General features: G+C 36.0%; 29 protein-coding genes and 1 pseudogene. 23 read left to right on the forward strand and 7 right to left on the reverse strand.

Going from position 1 to position 24,972, the window contains the following annotated elements:
* Positions 1-21 precede the first annotated feature (21 nt).
* The 4 genes from D0S48_RS01700 to D0S48_RS01715 are packed head-to-tail and all read left to right on the forward strand — an operon-like array spanning position 22 to position 3,535.
* On the forward strand, positions 22-747 hold the full coding sequence (locus D0S48_RS01700; protein ID WP_370455747.1) for a GTP cyclohydrolase II: 726 nt from the start codon (positions 22-24) through the stop codon (positions 745-747).
* A 12-nt stretch (positions 748-759) separates the two neighbouring features.
* Positions 760-1,869 carry a bifunctional diaminohydroxyphosphoribosylaminopyrimidine deaminase/5-amino-6-(5-phosphoribosylamino)uracil reductase RibD gene (gene ribD, locus D0S48_RS01705; RefSeq protein ID WP_151109645.1) on the forward strand — a complete coding sequence of 370 codons (1,110 nt, stop codon included), beginning with the start codon at positions 760-762 and terminating at the stop codon, positions 1,867-1,869.
* Positions 1,866-2,948: an FAD-dependent monooxygenase gene (locus tag D0S48_RS01710; RefSeq protein WP_151109647.1), complete on the forward strand. Its 1,083-nt coding sequence runs from the start codon at positions 1,866-1,868 to the stop codon at positions 2,946-2,948. The genes ribD and D0S48_RS01710 overlap by 4 nt, the downstream gene beginning before the upstream one ends.
* A gap of 17 nt (positions 2,949-2,965) precedes the next feature.
* The gene (locus tag D0S48_RS01715) at positions 2,966-3,535 is read left to right on the forward strand and encodes a 5' nucleotidase, NT5C type (protein ID WP_151109649.1); all 570 of its coding nucleotides are present in this window, start codon (positions 2,966-2,968) and stop codon (positions 3,533-3,535) included.
* A gap of 223 nt (positions 3,536-3,758) precedes the next feature.
* On the opposite strand, the gene D0S48_RS01720 is transcribed toward D0S48_RS01715, so the two are convergent.
* Entirely contained in the window at positions 3,759-4,739 is a 981-nt protein-coding gene (locus D0S48_RS01720; protein WP_191963851.1) for a hypothetical protein, read from the reverse strand.
* A gap of 80 nt (positions 4,740-4,819) precedes the next feature.
* Positions 4,820-5,602, reverse strand: coding sequence for a hypothetical protein (locus tag D0S48_RS01725; RefSeq protein ID WP_151109653.1), 783 nt, complete (start codon positions 5,600-5,602; stop codon positions 4,820-4,822).
* A 465-nt stretch (positions 5,603-6,067) separates the two neighbouring features.
* On the opposite strand from D0S48_RS01725, the gene D0S48_RS01730 reads away from it, so the two are divergent.
* The 5 genes from D0S48_RS01730 to D0S48_RS01750 all read left to right on the forward strand — a co-directional run bounded on the left by D0S48_RS01730 (position 6,068) and on the right by D0S48_RS01750 (position 9,467).
* Positions 6,068-6,412, forward strand: a complete 345-nt coding sequence (locus D0S48_RS01730; RefSeq protein ID WP_151109655.1) for a zinc-ribbon domain-containing protein — start codon at positions 6,068-6,070, stop codon at positions 6,410-6,412.
* Positions 6,413-6,871: 459 nt separating this feature from the next.
* The gene (locus D0S48_RS20805) at positions 6,872-7,138 is read left to right on the forward strand and encodes an NUDIX hydrolase (RefSeq protein ID WP_225321754.1); all 267 of its coding nucleotides are present in this window, start codon (positions 6,872-6,874) and stop codon (positions 7,136-7,138) included.
* A complete protein-coding gene (locus D0S48_RS20810) occupies positions 7,132-7,425 on the forward strand; it encodes an NUDIX hydrolase (RefSeq protein WP_255475388.1) in 294 nt (97 codons plus the stop codon). Before D0S48_RS20805 ends, D0S48_RS20810 begins: the two co-directional genes overlap by 7 nt.
* On the forward strand, positions 7,422-8,432 hold the full coding sequence (locus tag D0S48_RS01745) for an aldo/keto reductase (RefSeq protein ID WP_151109657.1): 1,011 nt from the start codon (positions 7,422-7,424) through the stop codon (positions 8,430-8,432). The genes D0S48_RS20810 and D0S48_RS01745 overlap by 4 nt, the downstream gene beginning before the upstream one ends.
* Before the next feature lie 24 nt (positions 8,433-8,456).
* Complete coding sequence (locus D0S48_RS01750) at positions 8,457-9,467, forward strand: collagenase (RefSeq protein ID WP_151109659.1); 1,011 nt, start codon at positions 8,457-8,459, stop codon at positions 9,465-9,467.
* Positions 9,468-9,509: 42 nt separating this feature from the next.
* Here D0S48_RS01750 and D0S48_RS01755 read toward each other — a convergent pair whose 3' ends face one another.
* Genes D0S48_RS01755 through D0S48_RS01765 form a run of 3 tightly spaced genes read right to left on the reverse strand, consistent with a single transcriptional unit; the run spans position 9,510 to position 11,484 of the window.
* Positions 9,510-10,016, reverse strand: a complete 507-nt coding sequence (locus D0S48_RS01755) for a methylated-DNA--[protein]-cysteine S-methyltransferase (protein WP_191963852.1) — start codon at positions 10,014-10,016, stop codon at positions 9,510-9,512.
* On the reverse strand, positions 10,016-10,918 hold the full coding sequence (locus D0S48_RS01760; RefSeq protein ID WP_151109661.1) for a DNA-3-methyladenine glycosylase family protein: 903 nt from the start codon (positions 10,916-10,918) through the stop codon (positions 10,016-10,018). The genes D0S48_RS01755 and D0S48_RS01760 overlap by 1 nt, the downstream gene beginning before the upstream one ends.
* Positions 10,915-11,484, reverse strand: coding sequence for a bifunctional transcriptional activator/DNA repair enzyme AdaA (locus D0S48_RS01765; protein ID WP_151109663.1), 570 nt, complete (start codon positions 11,482-11,484; stop codon positions 10,915-10,917). The genes D0S48_RS01760 and D0S48_RS01765 overlap by 4 nt, the downstream gene beginning before the upstream one ends.
* Positions 11,485-12,194: 710 nt before the next feature.
* Here D0S48_RS01765 and paaA point away from each other — a divergent pair.
* The 13 genes from paaA to D0S48_RS01830 all read left to right on the forward strand — a co-directional run bounded on the left by paaA (position 12,195) and on the right by D0S48_RS01830 (position 22,571).
* Complete coding sequence (gene paaA, locus D0S48_RS01770) at positions 12,195-13,127, forward strand: 1,2-phenylacetyl-CoA epoxidase subunit PaaA (RefSeq protein WP_305076198.1); 933 nt, start codon at positions 12,195-12,197, stop codon at positions 13,125-13,127.
* A 2-nt stretch (positions 13,128-13,129) separates the two neighbouring features.
* Positions 13,130-13,477, forward strand: a complete 348-nt coding sequence (gene paaB / locus D0S48_RS01775; protein ID WP_151109667.1) for a 1,2-phenylacetyl-CoA epoxidase subunit PaaB — start codon at positions 13,130-13,132, stop codon at positions 13,475-13,477.
* The gene (gene paaC / locus D0S48_RS01780; protein WP_191963853.1) at positions 13,474-14,277 is read left to right on the forward strand and encodes a 1,2-phenylacetyl-CoA epoxidase subunit PaaC; all 804 of its coding nucleotides are present in this window, start codon (positions 13,474-13,476) and stop codon (positions 14,275-14,277) included. The genes paaB and paaC overlap by 4 nt, the downstream gene beginning before the upstream one ends.
* Before the next feature lie 26 nt (positions 14,278-14,303).
* Complete coding sequence (paaD, locus tag D0S48_RS01785) at positions 14,304-14,804, forward strand: 1,2-phenylacetyl-CoA epoxidase subunit PaaD (protein WP_151109669.1); 501 nt, start codon at positions 14,304-14,306, stop codon at positions 14,802-14,804.
* A 13-nt stretch (positions 14,805-14,817) separates the two neighbouring features.
* The gene (locus D0S48_RS01790) at positions 14,818-15,120 is read left to right on the forward strand and encodes an EthD family reductase (RefSeq protein WP_144536207.1); all 303 of its coding nucleotides are present in this window, start codon (positions 14,818-14,820) and stop codon (positions 15,118-15,120) included.
* A complete protein-coding gene (locus D0S48_RS01795) occupies positions 15,120-15,893 on the forward strand; it encodes an enoyl-CoA hydratase/isomerase family protein (RefSeq protein ID WP_151109671.1) in 774 nt (257 codons plus the stop codon). Before D0S48_RS01790 ends, D0S48_RS01795 begins: the two co-directional genes overlap by 1 nt.
* A 12-nt stretch (positions 15,894-15,905) precedes the next feature.
* On the forward strand, positions 15,906-16,679 hold the full coding sequence (locus D0S48_RS01800; RefSeq protein ID WP_144536211.1) for an enoyl-CoA hydratase-related protein: 774 nt from the start codon (positions 15,906-15,908) through the stop codon (positions 16,677-16,679).
* A 14-nt stretch (positions 16,680-16,693) separates the two neighbouring features.
* Positions 16,694-18,211 (forward strand): aldehyde dehydrogenase family protein, encoded by a 1,518-nt coding sequence (locus D0S48_RS01805; protein ID WP_151109672.1) that lies wholly within the window; start codon positions 16,694-16,696, stop codon positions 18,209-18,211.
* Positions 18,212-18,290: 79 nt separating this feature from the next.
* Positions 18,291-19,151, forward strand: coding sequence for a 3-hydroxyacyl-CoA dehydrogenase (locus D0S48_RS01810; protein WP_151109674.1), 861 nt, complete (start codon positions 18,291-18,293; stop codon positions 19,149-19,151).
* 8 nt (positions 19,152-19,159) lie between these two features.
* Positions 19,160-20,362 (forward strand): acetyl-CoA C-acyltransferase, encoded by a 1,203-nt coding sequence (locus tag D0S48_RS01815; protein ID WP_151109676.1) that lies wholly within the window; start codon positions 19,160-19,162, stop codon positions 20,360-20,362.
* Between the two features lie 319 nt (positions 20,363-20,681).
* Entirely contained in the window at positions 20,682-21,560 is an 879-nt protein-coding gene (gene paaX / locus D0S48_RS01820; protein ID WP_144536219.1) for a phenylacetic acid degradation operon negative regulatory protein PaaX, read from the forward strand.
* A 62-nt stretch (positions 21,561-21,622) separates the two neighbouring features.
* Complete coding sequence (locus D0S48_RS01825) at positions 21,623-22,267, forward strand: NIF family HAD-type phosphatase (RefSeq protein WP_151109678.1); 645 nt, start codon at positions 21,623-21,625, stop codon at positions 22,265-22,267.
* A gap of 109 nt (positions 22,268-22,376) precedes the next feature.
* Complete coding sequence (locus D0S48_RS01830) at positions 22,377-22,571, forward strand: hypothetical protein (RefSeq protein WP_144536223.1); 195 nt, start codon at positions 22,377-22,379, stop codon at positions 22,569-22,571.
* A 103-nt stretch (positions 22,572-22,674) separates the two neighbouring features.
* On the opposite strand, the gene D0S48_RS01835 is transcribed toward D0S48_RS01830, so the two are convergent.
* Positions 22,675-23,151 carry a gamma carbonic anhydrase family protein gene (locus D0S48_RS01835; RefSeq protein WP_225216031.1) on the reverse strand — a complete coding sequence of 159 codons (477 nt, stop codon included), beginning with the start codon at positions 23,149-23,151 and terminating at the stop codon, positions 22,675-22,677.
* A 129-nt stretch (positions 23,152-23,280) separates the two neighbouring features.
* Between D0S48_RS01835 and D0S48_RS01840 the strand changes: the two are divergent.
* Positions 23,281-24,248, forward strand: a pseudogene (locus D0S48_RS01840) (NAD(P)H-dependent flavin oxidoreductase).
* A 28-nt stretch (positions 24,249-24,276) separates the two neighbouring features.
* On the opposite strand, the gene D0S48_RS01845 reads toward D0S48_RS01840, so the two are convergent.
* Positions 24,277-24,909 (reverse strand): GntR family transcriptional regulator, encoded by a 633-nt coding sequence (locus D0S48_RS01845; protein WP_225321667.1) that lies wholly within the window; start codon positions 24,907-24,909, stop codon positions 24,277-24,279.
* Positions 24,910-24,972 lie beyond the last annotated feature (63 nt).

Raw genomic sequence — 24,972 nt, forward strand, 5'->3', positions numbered from 1 at the left:
ATGAATATAAAAAAAGAAACCATGCAAATTTTGCAAAATAAAATAAACATAATACCTACAAATGAGGCATTCGATCTTTGCCTAGTAGGTCCGGTAAGTTTGCCTATAAAACAAGATGATTTCGAAACGACTTTTAAATGGTACTCTTGGGTGAAAATAGATAAAAATTTATCAAAGGAAGACGTCGTAAAATCCATTTCCACAGCTAACTTGGCTTTTGGACAGCAATCATCGGTGCTAGTTTATGGTGATTTTTCTAATGAAGAAGATGCTTTAATTCGTATGCATAGCATTTGTCATACTGGTGACATTTTTGGTAGTCAAAGATGTGACTGTGGCTATCAGCTTCATGAGTCGATGAAGATGGTGGCAAACCACGGCTGTGGTGCCATCTTTTATTTAGCAGATCATGAAGGTAGAGGAATAGGTTTGTTTTCCAAGTCTCTTGCTTACCTTTTACAAGAAGAAGGATATGACACAGTAGAAGCAAATCATGCGCTGGGCTTTGAGGATGACACACGATCTTATGAAGATGCAATCCGTGTATTGGAGTCTTTAAGACAAAAGCCTGTAACTTTAATAACAAACAATCCAAGAAAGCTTGCTGCTTTAAAGGGACATGGTTTGCTTTCAGATCATCATGTTCCTCTTTGGGGTGGTTTAACTGAAACGAATGAGTTCTATTTGAAAACGAAAGTAGAAAAGTCTGGTCATATTTTAGAAGAAAACCCTAGTTTGACTGTATGAGGTGAGTATAGTATGGAAAAAGATCATTATTTTATGAAATTAGCACTTGAAATGTCTGCTAGTGCTAAAGGGAAAACGAATCCTAACCCAATAGTAGGGGCAGTAATTGTTAAGGATGGTGTTATCGTAGGAAGTGGAATTCACCGTAAAGCAGGAGAGCCCCATGCGGAAGTCCATGCTTTTAAAATGGCAGGAAGCCATGCGGAAGGAGCAACTTTATACGTGACGCTTGAGCCTTGCTCTCATTATGGAAAAACTCCTCCTTGTGCAAATTTGGTAAAGGATTCCAAAGTAGCACGGGTAGTTGTTGCGACTACGGATCCTAATCCGGAGGTTGCCGGTAGGGGGATACAATTACTACGTAATGCTGGCATTGAAGTGGAAGTTGGAGTTCTGGAAGAAGAGGCAAAAAAACTAAATGAACGCTTTATACACAATATGACTACTGGATTGCCGTTTGTCATCTCTAAGTTTGCGATGACATTAGATGGTAAGATTGCAACCCATAACGGACATTCAAAATGGATTACAAGTGAAAGTGCAAGGAAAGAAGTTCATCATCTCCGAAACGAAATAGACGGCATTTTAGTAGGTGTAGGCACAGTTATTGCTGACAACCCAGCGTTGACAACAAGACTTCCTGAGAAACAAGGGAAAAATCCTACTAGAATTATCTTGGATACTAATTTAAGAACACCTATCGATTCCCAGGTTCTTCAAACAGTAGCCGCTAAAACTATTATTGTAACAAGTGACGAAGTAGAAATGGAGAGAGCTAAGCCATTTGAAGCAAAGGGAGTCAAGCTAATATTTGTTTCCAAAGCAACAAATGGATTAGATTTATATGCTGCACTTCGAGAACTTTATCGATTAGGTATAACCGATATCCTTGTTGAAGGAGGAGGAGCAGTAAATGCCTCCTTTTTAAACGCTGGTTTGATTGACAAATATTATATTTATATAGCTCCAAAAGTATTGGGAGGAAAAGATTCCATTACACCTTATACAGGTCCTAATCCGGATACCATGATAGCTGCAAAGCATTTGTATTTCGATGAGTTCCAAAAGCTTGGAGAGGACCTTCGAATAATTGCATATCCTAAGCAAGGTGATGAAAAGTGAATCTAAAAGTCGATATTTGTATTGTTGGAGCTGGTCCAGGTGGATCTCTCCTTGCTTTCTTATTAGCTAGAAAAAATATTAATGTAGCTCTTATAGAAAGAGATAAAGAAGTAGGAAAAGCTTTTAGAGGAGAACATCTTAATGAAGAGGGAGAAGCAATTCTAAAAAAATACGGCCTTTTTGAAGAAATAGAACAGTTGGGCTTACTACGAATGGAAAAATTAGAGTACTGGCAGGATGGTAAGCCTTTTAAAACAATTTTACCACAACCAGAGATTGGTCATCTCGGCATTCATGTACCACAAGCTAACCTTTTATCAGTCCTCATAAAATCTGGGACTCATTTTCCAAATCTAACATGTATGATGAATACTAGAGTAGCCGATTTACTAAAGGATGATGCTGGAAACTATTGCGGTGTCTTAGCTATACAAAATGGACAAGAAATTACGATAGATTGCCAGCTCATTATTGGAGCTGATGGTCGTAATTCAACAGTACGTAAAAAAGCAGAAATTGAGGTAAATAAACGAAAACACGGTTATGATTTACTATGGGCAAGAATCCCATCACCAGAAGGATGGGAACCATCGATCAAAATGGCGTTAATCAATAATAAGCAATTATCGTTATTTACTCAAACGAATGATTTTATACAAGTCGGCTGGAATATTGAAGAAGGTTCATTTTCAACCTTACGTAAGGAGCCCTTTACAGCATTTATCCAACAGTTAGTGGAAGCTTTTCCTGACCTAAATGAAACTGTGCATAAGCATATTCAATCGTGGAAGGATTTTGTGCTATTAGATGTGTATAGCACAACAAGTGAAAACTGGGGCTCATCTGGTTTAGTATTGATAGGCGATGCTATACATACAATGACACCGACTGGGGCATTTGGTCTAAATAGTGCTTTAAAGGATGCTGATTATTTAGCTACGTTAATAGACAAAGACTACGTAACTTTATTGGATTCGTTTGATTGCTCGACTCAAAGAAAAAGAGAAATTGAAAAAATTCAAGCATCTCAAATTGAGAAGGAGCAGTCCTTTGCTTCCCAATTTACAATCATGTTATAAGAGTAGGAGAACAAAAAATGAAATTTGGTTTTGATATTGATGATACTTTAATTAATTTAAGAGAGCACGCTTTTCATTTGTATAATAAGAAACTCAACCAAAGTGTGGATTTAGATGTTTTCCGTGCATTACAGACGGTGGAGATCCATGAAGCATTTGGACTAAATAAAGAAGATGGAAATGCTATGTGGAGAGAGTGTATGGAGGAAATTTATTTTACGGATTGTCCATCTTTTGAGGGGGCTTTAGAAACTCTAAATTCCTTAGACAATGATGGTCATGAAATTTACTATATTACCTCTCGCCCCAAAAAATATTGTGCTCAGACTCGTGAGTGGATGAAAGCGCAAGGCTTTCCAGTGAAGGATGAACACTTCTATTGTGGAATGCTAGACGATGAAAAAATAGCAACCATCATGAAATTAGAGCTAGATTACTATTTTGATGACAAGCCAGCTGTTTTAGAAACGCTAAAAGATGTGCAGACAAAAGTTTTCATAATGGATCAATCTTATAATCAGTCAGTAGAGATGCCAAGGATGAAACAATGGATTGAATTAGATAACATTCTCAGTAATAATAAATAATCGGTCGGTTTTAATTTCAAAAGCACTGTTCTAACAGTGCTTTTTTTGTTTCCATATGATAAGAAATTGTTTCATATTTGCCTTGTAATAAAAGCTTCCGGAGAAAAATGTCGGAAGCTTTAAGTTCTTTTGGGGCGGTTTTCGCTCCCTTTAGGAGACACTTTTCTATTTTTAGGAGCGCTTTTTGATCTTTTAGGGGAGAAAGTACACTTTACGAGCGCTTTTAATTTTCTTTCTGAATTATCTCTCGTAGCTGTTTATCTTTTTCGGTTAAGATAGGAAAATCGTTCAAAGGTTTAAAAAGACTTAAATCTGAAAAAGTACTCTTATCTTGAAGAGAAGACTCGATTATTTTGTATATTTCTTCTTTTTTCAATTGATTCTTTTGGGTGTCAATTGTTATTTCATAAAAATGAATGCCATCAGACCACGTATAAGCTAGAAAATCATCTTTATATGCAGATACATATAAATTTACCTCGGTACCATTCTTTAGTAAAAATTTACTTTTTTCGTCATAAGCATCAATTACAAGATCACTATCTCTAATAGTATAAAGGAATGTTTTGTTTTGAAAATTTTCATATTCGATTATTAATTCGGGACCGATATGATCTGTTATCCATTTAGATATAATTGACTTAACTTCATAGCCCTTATCCATTGTGGGGAATTTAATTTTGTCCATATCTTTTAAAAGTGTATCATAAAACCGTTCAAAAACACCTTCCTCCACTGGTTTTAAAGACAAGCCAACAGCATCTACTACATCATTACTAAATCCCTCTTTCAGAAAATCAATATGGTATAGCTCATTTCCGTCAAGACCTAAAAGTGTTGTAAATGAGGCATCCTCATTATTACCAATTTCAATTTCCATGCTCTCGTGTGATAACCTTCTCAAATTTTCTAATGATTGAACGTAATTTTCGTAATCCTCTTTCGAATAATTTAGTAGAGAAGAGAACGAAAGATATTTGTAGCCGGTGCTTAAGTAAAATGTTTCTTGATACTTTAGTACATCCTTGGATGGGTCATAGGTCAAGAGTGTGCTGTCTAGCTTATCCTCTGGTTTGATAAAGCCTAACTTTTTAAAGCTTCTAATAGACTTGAAGGCATGTTCTATCATTGCTCTTTCATCCATTACTTCCGTAGTAACTTCATATGGGAATTTGTTACTATCATTTGTATTCGATAAAGCCACAGTCCCACAACCAATCAATAAAATGAAAATGATAAATCCACCAACCCATTTGCTAAGGTTTATAGGTTTTCCCCTCAAGTTTATTCAGAACCGTTTTTTATCTTCTGAAAGCTAGCTATGGAGGCGTGATATATTTTCTCCATTTTCTCTTCTAAAAAGCTAGTTCTTTCAAACAATGAAGTTCTTACATGATCGATTTGGCGCAAAATCTTCTCCATTAATCCTTCTTGATTGTCTACTCTGTTTGTTAATTCCTTTTGTCCATCTTCCAAATTATTAAACTGTTCATTAATTATTTGACGGAATTGATTCTGTTCATTAACTTTATTCATTATTTCATCATTAAAAATATCTACTTTTTCTATATGAGATAAAACTTCCTTATTCTCTAGAGAAAGATCTTCGAGCTTATTTACAATACATATTTGTGTTACCTCTGCTTGTTCTAATCGAGACATTATTTCATTTTGCGTATCGTCCAGTTTTTCAATTTGAACGGTTAAATCGTTTTTACCTAATTGCTCGTCTTTTATTAGTAGCTGTATAGTATGGTTTTGCAGCTCTAATTTTTCTAACCAGTTATATACTTGTTTCTCAACAAGCTCATGTTTGATATTGAGTTCTTTTAACTCCTGTAGTTTTGCATTCATTTCATACGATTGAGTTATTTGCTGATGACCATAGTGATATTGAGATCTTCTTAATCCTTTAATGGCTCGAAGAAAAGCTTCATTTGCAGTATTTTGATCTTGTATGAACTCAGATAAGTGGTTACATCGATATTCTGTTTGATTAGGTGCCTTTATTTCTGCCGTATTTTTAAATACCCCAGGGTTTTGGTATTCATTGATGAATAATCCCATTAGGTGTTCCTCCCTTGTGAGCTAGCCTTATAGTTAGAATATGCAAGTATGCAAAAAGTAGGCATTGTTAAATCGCTAACAGAAATAACAGCAAAACGAGTTATATAATTCCCAATTAAATGAAAAAATTATAATAAATAATGATTATTGTATTGTATAATATGGTCTAGAGGTATTTTATTTGAAAAAACAAATAATTAAAGCCCGCATTAGGGAAATTTTCTCTTTTTTCCTTTGCTAAGCGGCAAGGCGGAACATCTCATTCAACTTTTCCTGAAACAGAAAAGGGCTTTTTTGTATGGAAGGCTGTAACTGAATCACCTTATCGCTATTGGTTGAAAAGAGAAGCAGATGTAATAGCTACTTTAAATAATGAAATAAACTTATCTGCTCCAATTTCCATAGAGGAATTTAATTATTTTAATGAGTGCTTATGAATTTTTTTGAAATTGGGGTGAATATGTAGTGAAATTTATAGGTCCGATTATCATGTTTGCTGGAATATGCTGCTTGGCAATTGCTTGTTTTGAAATTTTTACTCTGGAGTTTTTTGAGGAGCCTCAATATTTCTGGTTATTCTTCGTAGGAGCACCCCTTATCTTTTTCGGCTTTTTATTAACAGGCGTAGGTAACTACAAGAAATTAAAAGAAATAAACAATGAGGCAATACGTGAACAAATGGCGGCAGCCAGCAAAGGATGGGAAGAGGGACAATTAAAAGCGGAAGTCTATTGCTCCAATTGTGGTCACCCAGTTGGCAAATCCTTCAAATTTTGCTCTGAATGTGGTAGCTCTCTGCAAAATAAATAAAGGTGGTTTTTGTATCAATTACTTTTTACGTCTGAACATAGTTAGCATTATTATTGCACTTATGATTTTTATATCATTTGAATTACAGTTAAACTTTTATAGAATAGCTCGTATAACGAATTGGGAAACTGACGCCGTAAACCTATTTATGATGATTCTCCATGTTTTAGGTTTCATATTATTGATAACAGTTCTGCTCCTAGTAAACGGCAGGTGGCTCCAATACAGAAAGAGCAGATATATTTCTTCTTTCCTGTGGTTTCCATATTTGATTTTTTTCATTCTTTTGTTCGCTAGTATTTTTCCTATAACCTACAGGGGAGATGACCCATCACCTGCAACAGCGTTTATCATTATTGGACAACTAATTATCTTTCCTTTCTTCCTCGCTTTTATATTTTTTATTGGTAAAGCTATATCTACGGAACCTGAATATGTATTATCTAAGGAGTGAAAATATTGGACACATGGAAAAAGCTAAGCTCATCCTATTTGTACCAGTCACCGTTTGGCAATTTACGAAAAGACAAATGCGAGTTGCCCAATGGTCAAATAATTGAAGATTATTATGTAAATGAATACGATGATTGGGTAAATGCTATTGTGCTTACAAAGGAACAACAAATTGTATTAGTAAGTCAATATCGCTATTCAGCTCAAAACATATTTTTAGAGATTCCTGCTGGAAAGCCAGAAGGGGAGAAAGCTATCAGGAAGCAATTTTAAGGGAAGTTCAAGAAGAGACGGGCTACTCAACAGACCGAGAACCTATATTATTGGGCCAATTTTACGTAAATCCGGCAACTCAAACCAATAAGGTATTTACCTATCTGCTTCTAGATGCTTATCATACTAGTGGTCAGCAGCTCGACCCTACAGAATTTATAGATGTTCATATTTATAACTGGAATGAAATGGGTTCATTGATCGTGAATGGAGAGATCCAACAACTTTTTACAGCTCATGCCTACTATATGGCTTTATCTTATTTAAAGGAGAAGCCCATTAGATGATAAAGGGTTATGCCACCAGAGAAAAAACATTAAATTATTTAAATAATCATGAGTCAAAATATAGAGAAACTACTTGGTTTTATTGCTCGCCAATTGCAATCGGGACACATTTAGGCGATATGACAAATGAAGATTCCGAGCTGTATGAAAAAACAATTAAATACTGCCTCAGAAATGGTGTGAATTTTATTGATACCGCTCTAAATTATCGTGGTATGAAATCAGAGAAAGATATAGGGAAAGTGCTAGAGTCGCTAATAACAAACAAAGAACTTGATAGAAGTGAGTTTGTCATCTCAACAAAGGCGGGCCTAATTCCAGGTGATATAGATGCGGGTCTTGTTCCAAGTGACTATCTAAAATATGTGCTCTTAAAAAATGAAATCATTCAAGAAAAGGAAATACAGACAGTTGCACATCAAAAGCACGTACTTACTCCAAGCTATTTTCAGTTTGCACTAAATCAAAGCAGATCACACCTTGGTTTGGAGACAATTGATATTTATTATTTACATGTTCCGGAAATTTCTATGAAAGTTCTTGGAGAAGAGGCGTTCTACAAAATGCTTGAAGAATTATTTTATTTCTTTGAGCAACAAGTAAAAAAGCAAACTATACGATTTTACGGTTTGGCTACCTGGCTGGGTTTAATTACAGATAGTGATGAGAAAGGCTATATATCTTTAGAAAAAACGGAAAAAATAGCGAGAAAGGTAGGAGGGCTTAGCCATCATTTTAGATTTATCCAAGTGCCCTTAAATAGTTCCTTACCTGGAGCAAATAATAGGAAAACTCAATCAGTTTCAGGGATAGCGCTGACAGTTTTAGAAGCTGCTAGGGATCTAGATATTCACGTTACGACCAGCGCACCATTTAACCTAGGTAAAGATGTGGAAAACACAGATGATATCTTGCGATTCCTAATGAATACAAAAGACATATTGTCAACAATGGTTGGAATGAAACGAGTAAACCACGCCAAGGAAAACATTGCAACTTACAAATGAACTTTTATTCATTAGGAGGATAAATTGAAAGCCTTAATTATTCAAGTATTGTATTTGTTGTTACCTATTGTCGTCGGATTGTTTGTCGTGCAAATGTTTATCGAATTTTCCAGTTGGTCCTATTTAGAATATGGCGTGCTCATTGCCCTCTTTGCTTTAAAAATTATCTGCTTAAAGATTAATAATCTTCTTATGACTAGTTTCTTTTTTGTTGGCACTCTATTATTTTCCATATTCATCGGAGGAAGCATTTGGTTGAACTATGCAGAGGAGCCTTATCAAGAGATAACTCCTTCATCTAAGATAACAAATACAGGAGAGAAAGAAATAGGAAGCATATTCCATATTTTCTTTAATAGCCTCATCCAAAAGGATATAGAAAAGAAAAAAATTGCGAATATTTCTTATTATTTTGCAGAAGAAAATATAGCCTCTGTGAATGAGTACTCCTCTCTTTTAGAGAAAGAAAAGGCTAAACTTGATCTGATTTTTGGAAATGAAGTGAAGGACCCTTTATCGATTGAAATATATAATGATCCAGCTGCTATTAAGGAAATATCGCCAGGAGCGGTAGGTTACTATAAGCGCATGGATCAATCAATACATCTTATGAAAATGGACGAGGAACAAAGATGGGAAAGAATATTATTACATGAATATACCCATTATCGTATTCACCAGTTCGCTAAAATCAATGGATTAAGCAGCAAAATGGAGCATCTACCTTTTTGGTTTATCGAAGGGCTGAGTGAGTACGTAGGATATCAGGATAGAGTTATCGACCCGAACATATTAAGTGAAACAGTGGATTATCGGTTAATAGACACAAACAAAACAATACCATCTAAATTAGAGCATTATAAGGTGTACCTTCAGGGATACTTTACAGTTAAAAAACTGGATAGTTTGTATGGTACTGAAGTTTTAACGGAGTTATTATTATCTAAGTCATTAGATGATTTTTATAAAAATTTTGAGAAGACTACGGGAAAGAGTACAATAGATTTTCAACAAACCCTTTTAGTAAATTTATAAAATTAAATTAAATGGTTTGGAAATAAGGAGCCGAGACAATAGTCACGGCTTCTTTACATTAATGCTTTTAAGAGGATTGTTTTTTAATTTTGCTTGTTCATGGTTTAAAAGCCATTCTTTTCTCCATAGCCCACCTGCGTAACCTGTCAACTTTCCTCCAACGCTAATGATTCGATGACAGGGTATAACGATAGGCAACCTATTTTTATTGTTCGCACTCCCAACAGCTCTAACCGCACGGTCATTACCTATAGATTGAGCAATATGTTTGTAGCTTGCAGTTGTGGCATATGGAACTTTAGTAAGTGCCTTCCAAACAGATTGTTGAAAATCAGTACCTTCAAAAATATATGGAAAAGTGAAGTCCATCCGGTCTCCATAAAAGTACTCATGCAATTGTTTAACGCATATATGAACTACAGCAGGATGATTGTCATCCAATTGAAAATCTGTCTCAGTTCTTTCGGTAAAGTGGATGGCATAAATAGCCTCCATCGTACTTAAGATTTCTAATACTCCAATCGGTGATTGAAAGTCTACTCTATGCATTATAATGACCTCCAAAGATAAAATGTAGCGTAAGCCTGCCAGCCTTCCCAATTCATAGCCAATTCTTTTAGTTCAGCCATAGTAGGTTTACGGTCTAAGTTTAATTGTTTTTTTAAGGCGTTATGCAAGCCAACATCGGAAATAGGGAAAGCAGTGGGCTCTTGTAGGCTTTTCATTAAAACATAGTCTGCGGTCCAAGGTCCAATTCCTCTAATAGATGTTAAAAACAAATGCTTTTGTTCGAGTGTCTTTTGTTTAAGTACTAAATCCTTCGATAACTTTCCCTGTAGAATGAGCTGAGCGATTCCTATAATATACTCTGCTTTTCTAGCACTAAATTGTAGCAGTTTTAAATCCTCTACAGTTAAAGATGCAACTATTTCTAATGAAGGAAAAACATAATATTTGTTACCTTCATACTCTAACGATTCTCCATATTTTTCTACTAAGCGCTTCTTTAAAGTGTAAGCAAATGTTAAATTGATTTGCTGACCTATAATAGCCCAACTTATTGCTTCAAAAAAATGGGGAATACCAACTATACGTAATCCATAATAACTTTGAACGATTGGACGTAAAATAGGATCATTATTAGCAAGTTCATAAAAATCTCTCAAGTCCTTCTCCAAATCAAACCATTCACTAATAAATGTAGTAACTTTTTTAACTTGTATAGTAGATGGTTGAGTAAGAGGGAATTTGACAATTATATTTCCTGGTTGCCACTCAATTATGAACAAAATGAGTTCATCATCCATTTTAAGTAGCTTATAAATGGAATTGTCGATAACTCTGTACAACCATTCTTGTTCAGGTTTCATTAAATGCTTCAGACATTCAGCGAAACTAAAGTCTTGTGGAGTTGGAATGCTCAGTTGACTTAGTTGTACTTTTTCATTCATACTTGCATCATCCTCCATTGTTTACGAAATTCACTTGGGGAACTTTGAAAAGAATTTCTAAAGGCTTTATAAAAAGTAGAGGTGCTTTGAAATCCAGTTTGCAAGCTTATTTCTAAGTTTGAGGCATTTGTATGCTTCAGTAAATGGGCTGCCTTTTCTATACGAATCCTTTCTAAGAGCTGGCGGGGACTCTCTGATGTAACCTTTTTAAATACACGCTCTAAATGGAAAGGGCTGACTCCCATATGTAATGATATATTTTCTAATGTTAAGGGTTGTCTATAATTATTAGTTAAAAAAGAAATGACCTGCTCGACTAAGTCCTCTTGAGGAGCTAGTAGTAAATCAGGCTTACATCGTTTGCATGCACGAAACCCTGCTTTTTCAGCTTCTGACTTAGTTTTGTAGAATACTACGTTTTCCTTCTTGGGTTTACGGGATTTGCAGGATGGCCTACAATAAATTTTTGTGGTTTTAACAGCAGTATAAAAATACCCATCATAATTATGATCACACGCTATTATCCTTTGCCACATTTCCTCAAAGGATAGATTTATTTTATCCATTAGTTTCCTCCTCCATTAATTTTACAAATATAAGAAAGAGCCTCAATCTTTTATCGCCATTATAGAAAAACATGAGCAATATTGAAACACAACAATTTTATACTTTTCAAACAATAAGATAGATTTTTTTCCTCTAGCAGGACACTTTTCTTATAGAGTTACCGAATGCCTCTAAGCTCTACAAAAACTATATAGCTAAATAAACTTAAGTGAAAAGTACTATTTATTTTTGATTAAACTAACGGTTCTTCCCAATTGGTTTTCTTGGTAAACATGGAGCATGCGGTTACTTAAATATCATACCATTTAAATTTTTCCAAAAGTAATCTTCATTTGTTTTACCATATCAAATAATTATGTAAGAATCGTCTTATTTCTTGCGCTTATGGTCTAAACATAATTTTTTCTTTTAGTTTTCAGAATTTTTCGTTGACTTAAATTTACAAAAATATTAATCTGTAATAAATACATTACTATTTTTAGTTTTACGTTTAAAAATGGTTATATGTTTTCGTCTCTATCTTTTATAAAAGGAGGATTTAATTTTCTTTACTTTTAATATAGATAAGTTTAGTAGTTTGCTTGTTATTTGTAACTGATTTTAAGAAAACGTTTTAACGTTGTTATGACTAGTTTTAGATAAGCATAGCTTGAATAAAGGAGGATTTTAGTTGAACGTAGTGCTAACTTCTGAAGAAGAACAACAAAAAATGTTTCAGTTTTTGGAGCGTATTCATTCAGGAGATAAAATTGAAGCAGACGATTGGATGCCAGAGGAATATCGAATAACTTTAATAAAATTAATTTCTATGCATGGAATGAGTGAAATAATGGGAGCATTACCTGAAAAGGAATGGGTTCCGCGAGCACCTTCCCTGTCTAGAAAACTTGGTATTATGGCTAAGGTGCAAGACGAGATGGGGCATGGTCAGCTCTTACTTCGAGTTACAGAGGATTTGCTAAAACCCTATGGAAAAAATAGAGCTGATTTGATGCAAGATTTGTTCAATGGAGACTTGAAGTTTCATAATGTATTTCATATGGAAACCAAGACATGGGCCGATGCTGGAATTATCGGCTGGCTTGTAGACGGAGCTGCAGTCATAACTCAAACCAATATGCTTAATGCCTCCTACGGCCCTTATGCTAGAGCGTTACAGCGGATTTGTGCTGAAGAGGTATTCCATGCTCAGCACGGAGAATCTATAATTATGGCCCTCGCTGAAGGAACAACCGAGCAAAAAGAAATGATTCAAGAGGCACTAAATCGGTGGTGGGAGCCACTTCTTATGTTTTTTGGCCCGGCCTCTAAAGAAACCACTGGATCCTCTAAACAGGATTTGACGATTAAATACAAAATAAGAACTAAAACAAATGAAGAATTCAGACAACTTTTTTTTGATAAATACATTCCTCGTATTTTATCGTTGGGATTAACTGTACCTGATTCAACGTTAAGATTTGATAGAGAGAGCAACAATTGGATATATCAACAACCTGATTGGAACGAATTTAAGAAAGTCATAAAAAATGGTGGTCCTAGATCAGAGGCACGTCTTAATCTTAGAAGAACCTCTTACGAAAATAACGCCTGGGTAAGAGAGGCGCTAAGTGCTACGGTAAGCTATGGGAGGAACAAATAACAATGAACGAAGAAAAGAGCTTTTATCAAGAATATGAAATCTTTAGCAAACGTACTTCAAGCTCTGCATTTCAACACCAATTTAGTCTGCTAGCTCCTAATGAACAAATGGCTTTTATAATGGCTCAGGAAAACTTCATGAGACGGGAGCCTGTAGCAGACATTTGGATTGTCAATCGAAAGCATATTCGCAAGATAGAAAATGAAGAGAAGCAAACACTAGCCAGATTGGACAATAAAGAATATCGCACAACAAAAGGCTATGGTTATCTAAAGAAAAAATGGCGCCAATACGAGCAACAAATTTTGGATGAAAAAGAAATACTATCGTGGGGAGGAGATCGTAAATGAGTGAGGAGATGAGCCAGGAATATAAGGACGCTACGCAGAGTCTTCTTTTTCAACTGGCGGATGATGATTTTATGTTTGCCTATCGTGGTTCTGAATGGCTAGGCCTCGCACCTCACATAGAAGAAGACGTTGCCTCCTCTTCTATTAGCCAGGACAGCATGGGGCATGCTGCCATGTATTATAAACTTTTAGAAGATTTCGGAGTAGGAAATGCAGACCTTCTTGCTCACCTTCGGCCTACTTCCACTAGGAAAAATAGTGTTCTTACAGAAAGAGCTAACGGTAAGGGAACATACATGGAAACCCCACAATACGATTGGGCCTTACAAGTTGTTAGAAGTTATTTTTATATATCGGCTAAAAAAATCAAAGTAGATTCCTTGTGTGCAAGTTCATATGTACCGTTAGCAGATATAGCCTTGAAGGTAAAAATGGAAATTTTTTATCACCTGTTACACTGGGAAATATGGTTCAAACAATTATTATCCTCAACGGATGTTGCCAAAAAGAAAATGATGCATGCAATCTTACAAGTGAGTGATGACTTTTCCGATTTTTTTTCATATGGCATAGATAAAGAGATTATAGAAAAACATCACCTAATTGAAACTGAGGAAATTTTAAAGGAAAGATGGAACAAGAGATTATCTCCCATTTTTGAGTCTCTTCAGATTGAAAAGCCTAATATTCCGATTATACCTAAGAAGAACGGGCGAAATGGAGAACATTTAAAAGACTTGGATGAAGCGCTTAAAACTCTTTCAGAAGTATATAGTATTGATCCAGCAGCATCTTGGTAAGGATTAAATGGAGAGAGGTGACAAATGTGTTAAAAAGCTCAACTGTTACTAAAGAGTCCATATTGGAAGTTCTATATCAAGTAATGGATCCAGAAATAGATTCTGTAAGCATAGTGGATCTCGGTATGATTGAAGAAATTATTATTGAGGAAGAAGCAGTAAAGGTCCATTTACTTCCCACATTTTTAGGGTGTCCTGCTTTAGATATCATCAAAGGAAATACAAAGGCTGCTTTAGAGAATATTTCTGGAGTAGGAAAGACTGAAGTAGATTTTGTTTTTCATACTCCTTGGACATCGGACCGAATAACAGAGCAAGGGCATGCCAACTTAAGGAAGTTTGGAATATCACCTCCTCCACTATTTAAGGAAGGGGAAAATTCATGGGAGGTTGAATGTGCCTATTGTGGATCTACTTATATATCCATGGAAAATATATTTGGTCCAACCGCCTGCAGAAGCATCTTATATTGTAAAAGCTGCAAAAATGTATTTGAAGCAATGAAACCTATTTCTACATTTATGTAAAGGAGGAAATCCAATGGCTAAATTGATAGCGATGTATAAACACCCAGAGAACAAACAGGAGTTTGATGACCACTATTTTAAGGTGCATGCTCCTATTACAGAACAAATTCCAGGCTTAAAGGAGATGAAGGTCACAAAATTTACGAATTCTCCAATGGGTGGAGACCCTAAATATTATTTAATGTGCGAGATGATATATGATGATTTAGATTCCTTGAAAGCAGGATTAAATTCTCCTGAAGGAAAAGCATCAGGTAAAGATTTAATGGGGTTTGCAGGAAACTTGGTAACTCTTATGATAGGTGAGGATTCTTAATGGTTTACCGATTCATTGAAACTAGAATGAAGAACCAAGTTGGGATAATTGAATTGAATAGACCCGAACGGCTTAATTCCTTAAATAGAAAAATGGTTAGTGAAATATTAGAAGCATTACTAGCGTTTGAAAGTCATGAAGACATTCGAGTTATAGTCCTTACTGGAAATGGGAAGGCCTTCTCAGCTGGTGCTGATATTGAAGAAATGATGGGCGATAATCCTATTAGTCTAGAATTATTAGATCAATTCTCTGATTGGGATCGATTAGCAACTATTAAAAAACCGATTATTGGGGCAGTAAAGGGCTATGTCTTTGGGGGTGGATTCGAGCTTGCTCTAGCATGTGATCTCTTAATAGCTGCAGCTGGGACAGAGTTTTCATTTCCTGAGGTAGGGCTTGGAGTAATGCCTGGCGCTGGAGGTACGCAAAGACTTACTAAGTTAGTAGGAAGAACAAAAGCCTTGGAATGGCTATGGACCGGAAAGCGGATCTCAGCAAATACAGCTTTGAACAATGGCATTATCAATAAAATTGTAGCGAGTGAGCTACTAATGGAAGAATCAATGAAGTTGGCTACCATTCTTGCTTCACAACCACCTATTTCTTTGCGACTTATAAAAGATTCTGTGAACAAGGCAATAGATTACTCACTCCATGAAGGGATGCAGTATGAAAGAAAAAACTTTTATTTACTATTTGGCACAGAGGATCAAAAAGAAGGAATGAGTGCGTTTGTTGAAAAAAGAAAACCAAATTACCAAGGGAAATAGGGAGGAGTGAATATGTACGAGTCCATTAAATATTTTGTGAAAAATAATGTAGCTTGGATTGTCTTAAACAGACCAGATAAGCTCAATGCATTTAACGCTAAGATGAATGAAGAGTTAAAAGCTGCATTTAAAACCGCGTCTTCTTCGGAAGAAGTACGTAGTATTCTCTTGACTGGAGAAGGTAGAGCCTTCTGTTCTGGACAGGATCTAACTGAAGTGGATGCTCAGATGGATTATGGAAACCTATTAAGAGAATCGTATTATCCGATGCTAAGACAGATTAGTTTATGCGAAAAGCCAATTGTTGCAGCGGTAAACGGGGTGGCTGCTGGTGCCGGCTTTAGTTTGGCCTTAGCCTGTGATTTCCGTCTAATTTCCGAAAAAGGTAGCTATTTAAATGCTTTTATCCATGTAGGTCTCGTACCAGACTGTGGGAATATGTATTACTTATCTCAGTTAATAGGCGTAGCTAAAACATTAGAACTCTCAATTTTAGGTGAAAAAGTTTCAGCTCAGCAGGCAATTAACCTAGGTTTAGCCAATAAAATTATTGAGGTTCAGGAGTGGGAAGATCAGTTAACATATTTTGCTGAACATTTAGCTAGCTTGCCTTCTAAAGCAGTTGCCCTTATAAAACGTTCAATGAAAGCGATTACAGAAATGCCTTTAGAGGAGTATCTAGAATTTGAAGCACAATCACAGCGAATAGCAGGACAAACCAATGATCATCTGGAGGGTATCGAAGCTTTTTTAGAAAAAAGAAAACCTGTTTTTTCAGGAAAATAAGGAGTGTCTTATTCATGACAACTATTAAAGACGATAAAACCGAAAAAGAGTCTCTAAAAAGAGCATTTTATCATTTAATAATAAATGGAGAAAAGATGAAAGGCTCGAAGGGTGAAACAATTAAAACCTTTAACCCAGCTAACGGAGAACTTGTAGCTGAGGTTGCTAAGGCTACCAAGGAAGATGCAGAAAAGGCAATTGCAGCAGCGCGTAACTCTTTTGATCACGGTAAGTGGAAAATGTATCCTATAGGTCGCAGAGCACAGATTTTAAATAAAATTGCTGCAATTATGCGCTCTCGCTTCAATGAGTTAGTGGAGCTAGAGATTTTAGATACTGGAAAGACGCTTCACGCTGCTCAAGGTCAAGTAACCCAAGCTATTGAGGATTTTGAGTTTTATGCGGGTGCAATTGTTGGACACCGAGGTTCTGTCAATAATGTGCCAGGTCAGTTTCATAACTATACAGAAAAAGAACCTGTTGGAGTTTGTGCACAAATTATACCTTGGAATTATCCACTGATGATGGCTGCATGGAAAATAGCGCCAGCAATAGCTGTAGGCTGTTCTGTTATCGTGAAGCCAGCATCTTTAACTCCATTAACCGCCATAATACTAGGTGAAATTTGTTTGGAGGCAGGTGTTCCACCAGGAGTTGTCAACATTGTCCCTGGTTCAGGCTCAGAAATTGGAAATTATTTAGTAGAGCACGCCGAAGTGGATAAGGTTGCTTTTACAGGGTCTACCCCTATAGGGAAAGACATTATGGGAAAAGCTTCTGAAAGCTTGAAGCGGGTAACTCTAGAACTTGGAGGAAAGTCCCCCAGTATAGTGTTTGCTGATGCGGATATTGATGCAGCTGTTGATGGCTCTTTATTTGGGATTTTTTATAATTCAGGTCAATCCTGTGAAGCTCGTTCTCGCTTGTATGTGCAAGAAGATATTTATGAAGAGTTTGTAAGTAAGTTTCTAGAAAAGACAAAAAGACTTCAATTAGGAGATCCTTTTGATAAAGGAACAAATGTTGGTGCTATTATAGACCAAACACAGTTGGATACGATAAATGGATATGTTCAATCAGCGATAAAGGATGGGGCAGAGATTATAGCAGGAGGCCATACATGTTCTCCAAAAGGATTTGAGAATGGTTTTTGGTTTGAGCCGACTATAATTTCTAACGTAAATCACGAGATGAGCGTAGTAAAAGAAGAGATATTTGGGCCGGTTGTGGTCGTAATGAAATTTAAAGATGAAAAAGAAGCGATTAAATTAGCTAACGATACTACTTTTGGACTTGGCTCTGCTATTTGGTCAAAGGATGGAGCAAGAGCTACAAGAGTTGCTAATCAGATCAAGGCAGGTATAGTAATGGTGAATTGTCCGTTTTCAGCATTTCCAGGAACTCCTTTTGGCGGATACAAGCAATCAGGCTTTGGACGAGAGCTTTGCATCGAAACGTTAGATCTGTACACAGAAACTAAGAGTATCTTATCTTACTATGGAAGCCGTCCATTAAATCCTTTGGGGCTTTAAAGAAATACATTAAAAGGGCGGGAGCTTAAAGATGGTTCCTGTCTTTTTTCTACATAAACAAAATGGGGAGGTGCTGTTTTTGGTTAAACATATAGTTGTTGTAGGCTCCGGTGTAATGGGACGAGGAATTGCCTATGTAGCAGCTCTGTCTAATTATGAGGTGACAGTTGTCGACAACAATCAAGTAGCCTTAGAACAAGCTAAGCAAGAAATCGAGGCTTTATTTGAAAAAGGTATTGAAAAAGAAAAACTAACTACTGAAATGGCAGAAAGATATTTATGTAACCTTAGTTATGAATTAGAACTTACTTTAGCGGTGCAAGGAGCTGATTTAGTAATAGAAGCTGTTCCTGAGAAAGCTGCAATTAAGAGAACAGTGTTTGAGACAATAGAAGAACATGCTAAAGCAGAATGTTATTTTGCGACTAATACCTCTACTATGAGCCCAACAGAAATTGCATCCTTCGCTAAACGTCCCGATAAGACAATTGCTATGCACTTTTTTAATCCAGTACATAAAATGCCATTGGTAGAACTAGTGAGGGGGCTAGAAACTAGTGATGATACCGTGGAAATTATAAAAAAAGTTGCTAAGCAGATGGGCAAGGAAACGGTGGTAATTAAAGAGTTTCCAGGGTTTATTACTAGTCGAATAAGTGCGCTTGTTGGTAATGAAGCATTCTATATGCTTCAGGAAGGCTTAGGTACTCCGGAAGAAATTGATAAAGCCATTAAATTAGGCTTGAATTACCCAATGGGACCTTTTGAACTCGGTGATCTTGTTGGATTAGATACTCGACTAAATAATTTAAAGTATTTACATGAAAAGCTTGGTGAAAAATATCGGCCAGCGCCTTTACTTGAACAATACGTTAAAGCTGGCCGGCTTGGAAGAAAGACGGGCAGGGGTGTTTATAGTTATACAGAAGAGGGAGAGTGAAATAAGAAATGAGAGAAGTTGTAATTGTAGATGCTGTACGCACTCCTATCGGTAGGTATAATGGATGTTTAAAAAGTATACGGCCAGATGATTTAGCATCCTTTGTTATAAAGGGACTTATAGAAAGAAATAAAGGACTTCCAGTCGATCAAATAGAAGAAGTTATTTTAGGAAATGCCAACCAAGCTGGGGAGGATAATCGTAATGTAGCGAGGATGGCTTCGTTACTCTCAGGACTACCGTTAGAGGTTGGTGGCACTACAATTAATAGACTTTGTGGTTCAGGTTTAGATGCAATACTTTATGCAGCTCGAGCAATTGCAGTAGGAGATGGTGATATATATATTGCCGGCGGAACAGAGAGTATGACTCGTGCTCCTTACGTAATGGCTAAGCCTACGAAAGAATTTCCAAGAGGAGATATGGAGCTTGTAGATACAACGATTGGATGGCGATTTATAAATCCATTGTTAAAAGAGTTGTATGGAACTGATTCAATGCCAAAGACTGCTGAGAATGTTGCTGTGAAGCACAGAATATCTAGGGAGGATCAAGATATCTTCTCCTTTGAAAGTCAACAAAGAGCTAAAAACGCGATGGAGGATAATCGTTTTTTAAATGAGATAATTCCTGTGAGGTTTACAAATCATAAAGAAGAAGAAGTATTGGTTGTGGCCGACGAACACCCCCGACCAGAAACAAGCTTAGGAAAGTTAAAAAAATTAGCTCCTCTTTTTGAGGGTGGTACTGTGACAGCAGGAAATGCATCTGGTGTTAACGATGGTGCGGCTGGGTTACTTCTAATGAGTGCAGATAAAGCAAGGGAATTAGACTTAAAGCCTATTGCAAGATATGTTGCTGCTGCAACTATCGGTCTAGAACCAGCTCTCATGGGACTTGGACCCGTATTTGCAACAAGAAAGGCTTTGAAACGTGCAGGTTTAAAAATAGAGGATATCGGATTAATAGAATTGAATGAAGCATTTGCTTCTCAATCACTGGCATGTATAAGGGAACTAGGGCTAGATCCACAAATCGTTAATGTAAACGGAGGTGCAATTGCACTCGGACATCCCTTAGGTGCTAGTGGAGCAAGAATTGTGACCACACTTATTTACGAGATGAGAAAAAGAGAAACAAAATACGGCCTCGCTACGATGTGTGTAGGTGTAGGTCAGGGAATTTCAGCAATATTTGAAGGTATTCAGTAAGTCCGAATAAAAATACAAGAACATCTCTATGTGCGTTTGACGTACCGTTTGTAAGAGATGTTTTTCTAATGCCTAAATAAACTAATGATTTTATTTTTATATTCACCCTAACAATAATTCGTACTATAAAATATGTAGTATATTTCTAGATTAAATGCTTTAACAATAAAATTTGTTTAATCTATATGAGGTTTATAAATACAGAAAATTAAATTATTTTCAGGGAAATAATTAGTATATCCTTATAACAAAATAGTGAAATAATTTAGAATTTGTGATATATTTCTAGTAGGTAAATTAGAAAAGAGTGAATGATAGTATGTCTAACACACAGTCAATGATCTTTACGATATATGGCGATTATATAAGACACTATGGCAATAAAATATGGATCGGTAGCCTTATTCGCCTTCTCAAGGAATTTGGACATAATGAACAATCAGTCCGCGTAGCTGTCTCTAGAATGATGAAACAGGGATGGTTAGAATCTGAGAAAGTAGGAAACAAAAGCTATTATTTTCTTACCAAACGAGGTAAATTAAGAATGGAAGAAGCTGCGAATCGAATCTTTAAGCTGATGCCCAATGAATGGGATGGTAAATGGCGCATATTAATGTATACAATTCCTGAAGAAAAAAGGCAGATACGTGATGAGCTTCGTAAGGAGTTGTTGTGGAGCGGATTTGGCAGCTTTTCAAATGGTTGTTGGATATCTCCTAATAATCTAGATAATGAAGTAGAATTTTTAATAGAGAAGTATGATATAAATGAATATGTTGATTTTTTTGTTTCAGAATATAAAGGTCCAAAAGAGAACAAGGCTTTGGTGGAAAAAAGCTGGCCACTCTTAGAAATAGAAGCAAGATATAAAGAGTTTATAACCACTTATAGCCAACAATATATAGTTCATCAAAGTATGATGAATGATAAGAAAATGTCATTAGCTGAATGTTTTGTAGAAAGGACTAGATTAGTTCATGAATATCGGAAGTTCCTATTTATTGATCCGGGTCTTCCAAAGGACCTGTTACCTGAAATATGGAGTGGTAATCATGCTGCACTTTTATTCGAGCAATATTATAAATTACTGGCACCTTCAGCAAGCGAATTTTTTGAAGAAGTTTTTCAAGCAGATAATGACCTTCAACGAAAAGATGTAAAATATGATGCTAACTACCACCCACTTTTAAAGGAATAGTGCTTGAAAACCGAATCTTAATAGGTTCGGTTTTAGTTATATAAGATATGAGGAGGAGAATAATGAAAAAATGCTGTATTTTTGATATGGACGGAACGTTATTTCAAACAAACTTAATATTAGAGCCTGCATTAGAAAAAACTTTTAATATGTTAAGAGAGCAAGATTTATGGAACGAAGATACGCCAATAGAAAAGTACCGAGAAATTATGGGCGTTACACTTCCTACCGTTTGGAAAACTCTTTGCCCAAAGCATTCTAACGAAATTCGAGAAAAGAGTAATGAATATTTTCATAAACAACTAATCGCCTTGATCAAAAACAACGAGGGTGCACTCTATCCACATGCAGAAAAGCTTTTAATGACTTTAAGCAAGGACTACGAGGTGCTCATCGCTAGCAATGGACAGGAAGAATACTTGAAGGCAATAGTCGAAACATATGATCTGGAAAAGTATATTAAGAAAGTGTATAGTATACAAACTGTTGCATCCGGCAATAAATCGGAGCTAGTAGAAAGAGTATTGAAAGAAAATCAAATTACATCAGGATATGTAATTGGTGATCGCTCATCGGATATAAATGCAGCGAAAGATAATAACTTGATCGCAATTGGAGTTGAATTTGACTTCTCTCAGCCAGAGGAACTGGAGAAAGCAAACTATATTGTAAAGGATCTTAGAGAGGTTCTTGAATTTACTTTATAATTCCGAAGCTATGACTAATTAAAATACATAACGTTTGTTAGAAACTTTTTTAATAGTAGTTCGTAAATTAATTTAAAATATAAGGGCCTACGAAAGAAGGGTATTTTACATGAGTGAGCGATGGAAGCGTAAAAAAGAAAAGAGAGCAGAAAGAAAACGTCAACAAGATAAATATACTTGGGCAGATGTTTTTGGGGACATTTTTTTCTGGATTCCTGAACTATTTTTTTTACCTTTTCGTTTATTGTTTTGGATACTGCGAGGTCTTGTTAGGGCATTAGGGAATCTTTTTGACGGAATATAACGGCGCACTAAAAGCAGGGGAAAAAAATCCCCTGCTTTTAGTTTTAACTCATAACTGACCTTGTTTTTTATGCAACTTTAATTGAAAATAATTTGATAACTAGTTATACCAAATTATTTTCAAATATTTCTCGGTAGTCATAGCCTTTTTGTACATAGGTGTCTATAGATAGCTGAATTAGCTCTATATCTTTGTCATTTAACTCTCTTACTACTTTTCCAGGCGAGCCAACGATTAAAGAGCGTGGAGGGAATTTCTTGCCAGAAGGAACTAAGGTGTTTGCCCCTACAATACATTCTTCACCAATCTCGGAATGATCTAAAATAGTAGAGCCCATTCCTATAATAGATCGCTTACCAACCCTGCATCCATGGAGAATAACATTATGTCCGACAGTTACTTCATCTTCTATAATTACTGGCGCGTCTTCATACAAATGTATTGTCGAATTATCCTGTATGCTACATCTCTTACCAATAGTAATAGGTGCCTCGTCACCCCGTAATACGGCATTGAACCAAATAGTAGACTCATCTCCTATTCGTACATTTCCAATTATTTTAGCTCCTGGTGCAATCATGGCTGTACCACTTATACTTGGGGTGTGCCCTTTAAACGAAATAATCAAATAATTCACTCCTTTTTTAATTTTAACAATTGTCATTCTACTAATTATAATATAACATATTTTAATAGGGGTGGATAAAAAATGATATACGTTTGTAAGATGTTAGATATTACTTTTCCTATTATTCAAGGCGGAATGGGGAACATAAGCAATGCACAGCTTTCATCTGCAGTGACTGAGGCAGGGGATTAGGGACCATTGGATGTGGAACGATGTCTCCAAGTGAAGTAGAAGAAATAATTTTAGAAACAAAGAAAAGAACTTCGAAAAATTTTGCAGTCAATATTGCAATTAATGTTTCTCCTTATGTGGTTCAGCTTATTGAACTTGTTATAAAACATAAAATTCCTATTGTTACTCTTTCTGCCGGAAACCCTGCCCCTTATATACCTATATTGCATAAACACGGTATTTTAGTAATGGCCTTAGTAGCTTCTGTTAAACACGCACTTAAAGCAGAACAGGCAGGGGCAGATATTTTAATTGCTGAGGGATTTGAAGCAGCAGGTATTAATTCTAATTTAGAGCTGACTACTTTTACCTTGGTACCCCAAATAGTTAAACAAGTGAAATTACCTGTTATAGCAGCAGGGGGGATCGGGGATGGAAAGGGGTTAGCAGCAGCGATATCGCTTGGTGCAAGTGGAGTACAGCTTGGAACTAGATTGATTACAACAAAAGAAGCTCCATTTCATGAAAATTATAAAAAACGACTGCTTGAAGCTGGGGATGTAGATACAATACTGGTTGGTCGTAGTGTGGGGAGGATACGAAGAGTATTAAAAACTCCATATGCTAGTAAAATTATTGATCTTGAAAAACGTGGGATGACTATTCAGGATTATGAGAAAAGCATGACGGAGTCGCATCATAAACGGGGTGCAATAGAGGGAGACCTGGAAAACGGTTTTTTAAACAGTGGTCAAATCGCTGGTTTAATAGATAACATACCTTCCGTTGAAGAGCTGTTCAATAAAATGATACTAGAAGCAGAACATAAATGGCAAGAAGCATTAGAGGAACTTAAAATGCTAACAAGGGAAAGATAAAAACGCCGACAATATGAAGTCGACGTTGTTAATTTCTCTGTTTAAAGGCCTCAAGTGTTTTTAGTTTATGATTCCTTGCATATTCCTCAATTTGCAAGCTGCTTGCATTGCTCTCCATTAATTTTATAAGGTATGCATGTTCCTCGATTGACTGAGGTGTTCTCTTAGGGTAGAAGGTAAAGCCTGCCTGTCTTACTATATCTAAACGTCCCCAAGTCTCTTCGATATTCTTGATTAGTAATTGGTTTGGACAGAACGAGTAAATATGAAAATGGAATTCTCTATTTAGTGCTCCTAGTTTGTCCAATTCATAGTTTTCAAGCATAGTTTGCATCTCAAGGTTTATTTCTTTTAATTTTGAAAGGCCATGAGCAGTGATATTGGTTGCACTAATTGAAGTAGCATAGCCCTCCAATAATGCGAGTACCTCCAAAGATTCCTGATATAGTCGGTTATCAATTCCTTTTACTATTGCACCAACATTTGGCCTGAATTCAAGTAACTGTTCTGATTCTAGTTGATGGATTGCTTCCCTAACTGGGATATGACTAGAGCCGACCTCCTTTGCAATTTGGTTAATGACGATTCGTTGTCCAGGGCTGTAAGTACCATCTACAATTCTTGTTCTAATCACTTTGTACGCGTATTGACGTTTATTCATAATAGTATCCATAATAAACGAATTGTATATCATTTGATATATGAAATCAATAAATAAAAAAGA

Source organism: Psychrobacillus sp. AK 1817, assembly GCF_008807035.1.
Classification (GTDB): Bacteria; Bacillota; Bacilli; order Bacillales_A; family Planococcaceae; genus Psychrobacillus; species Psychrobacillus faecigallinarum.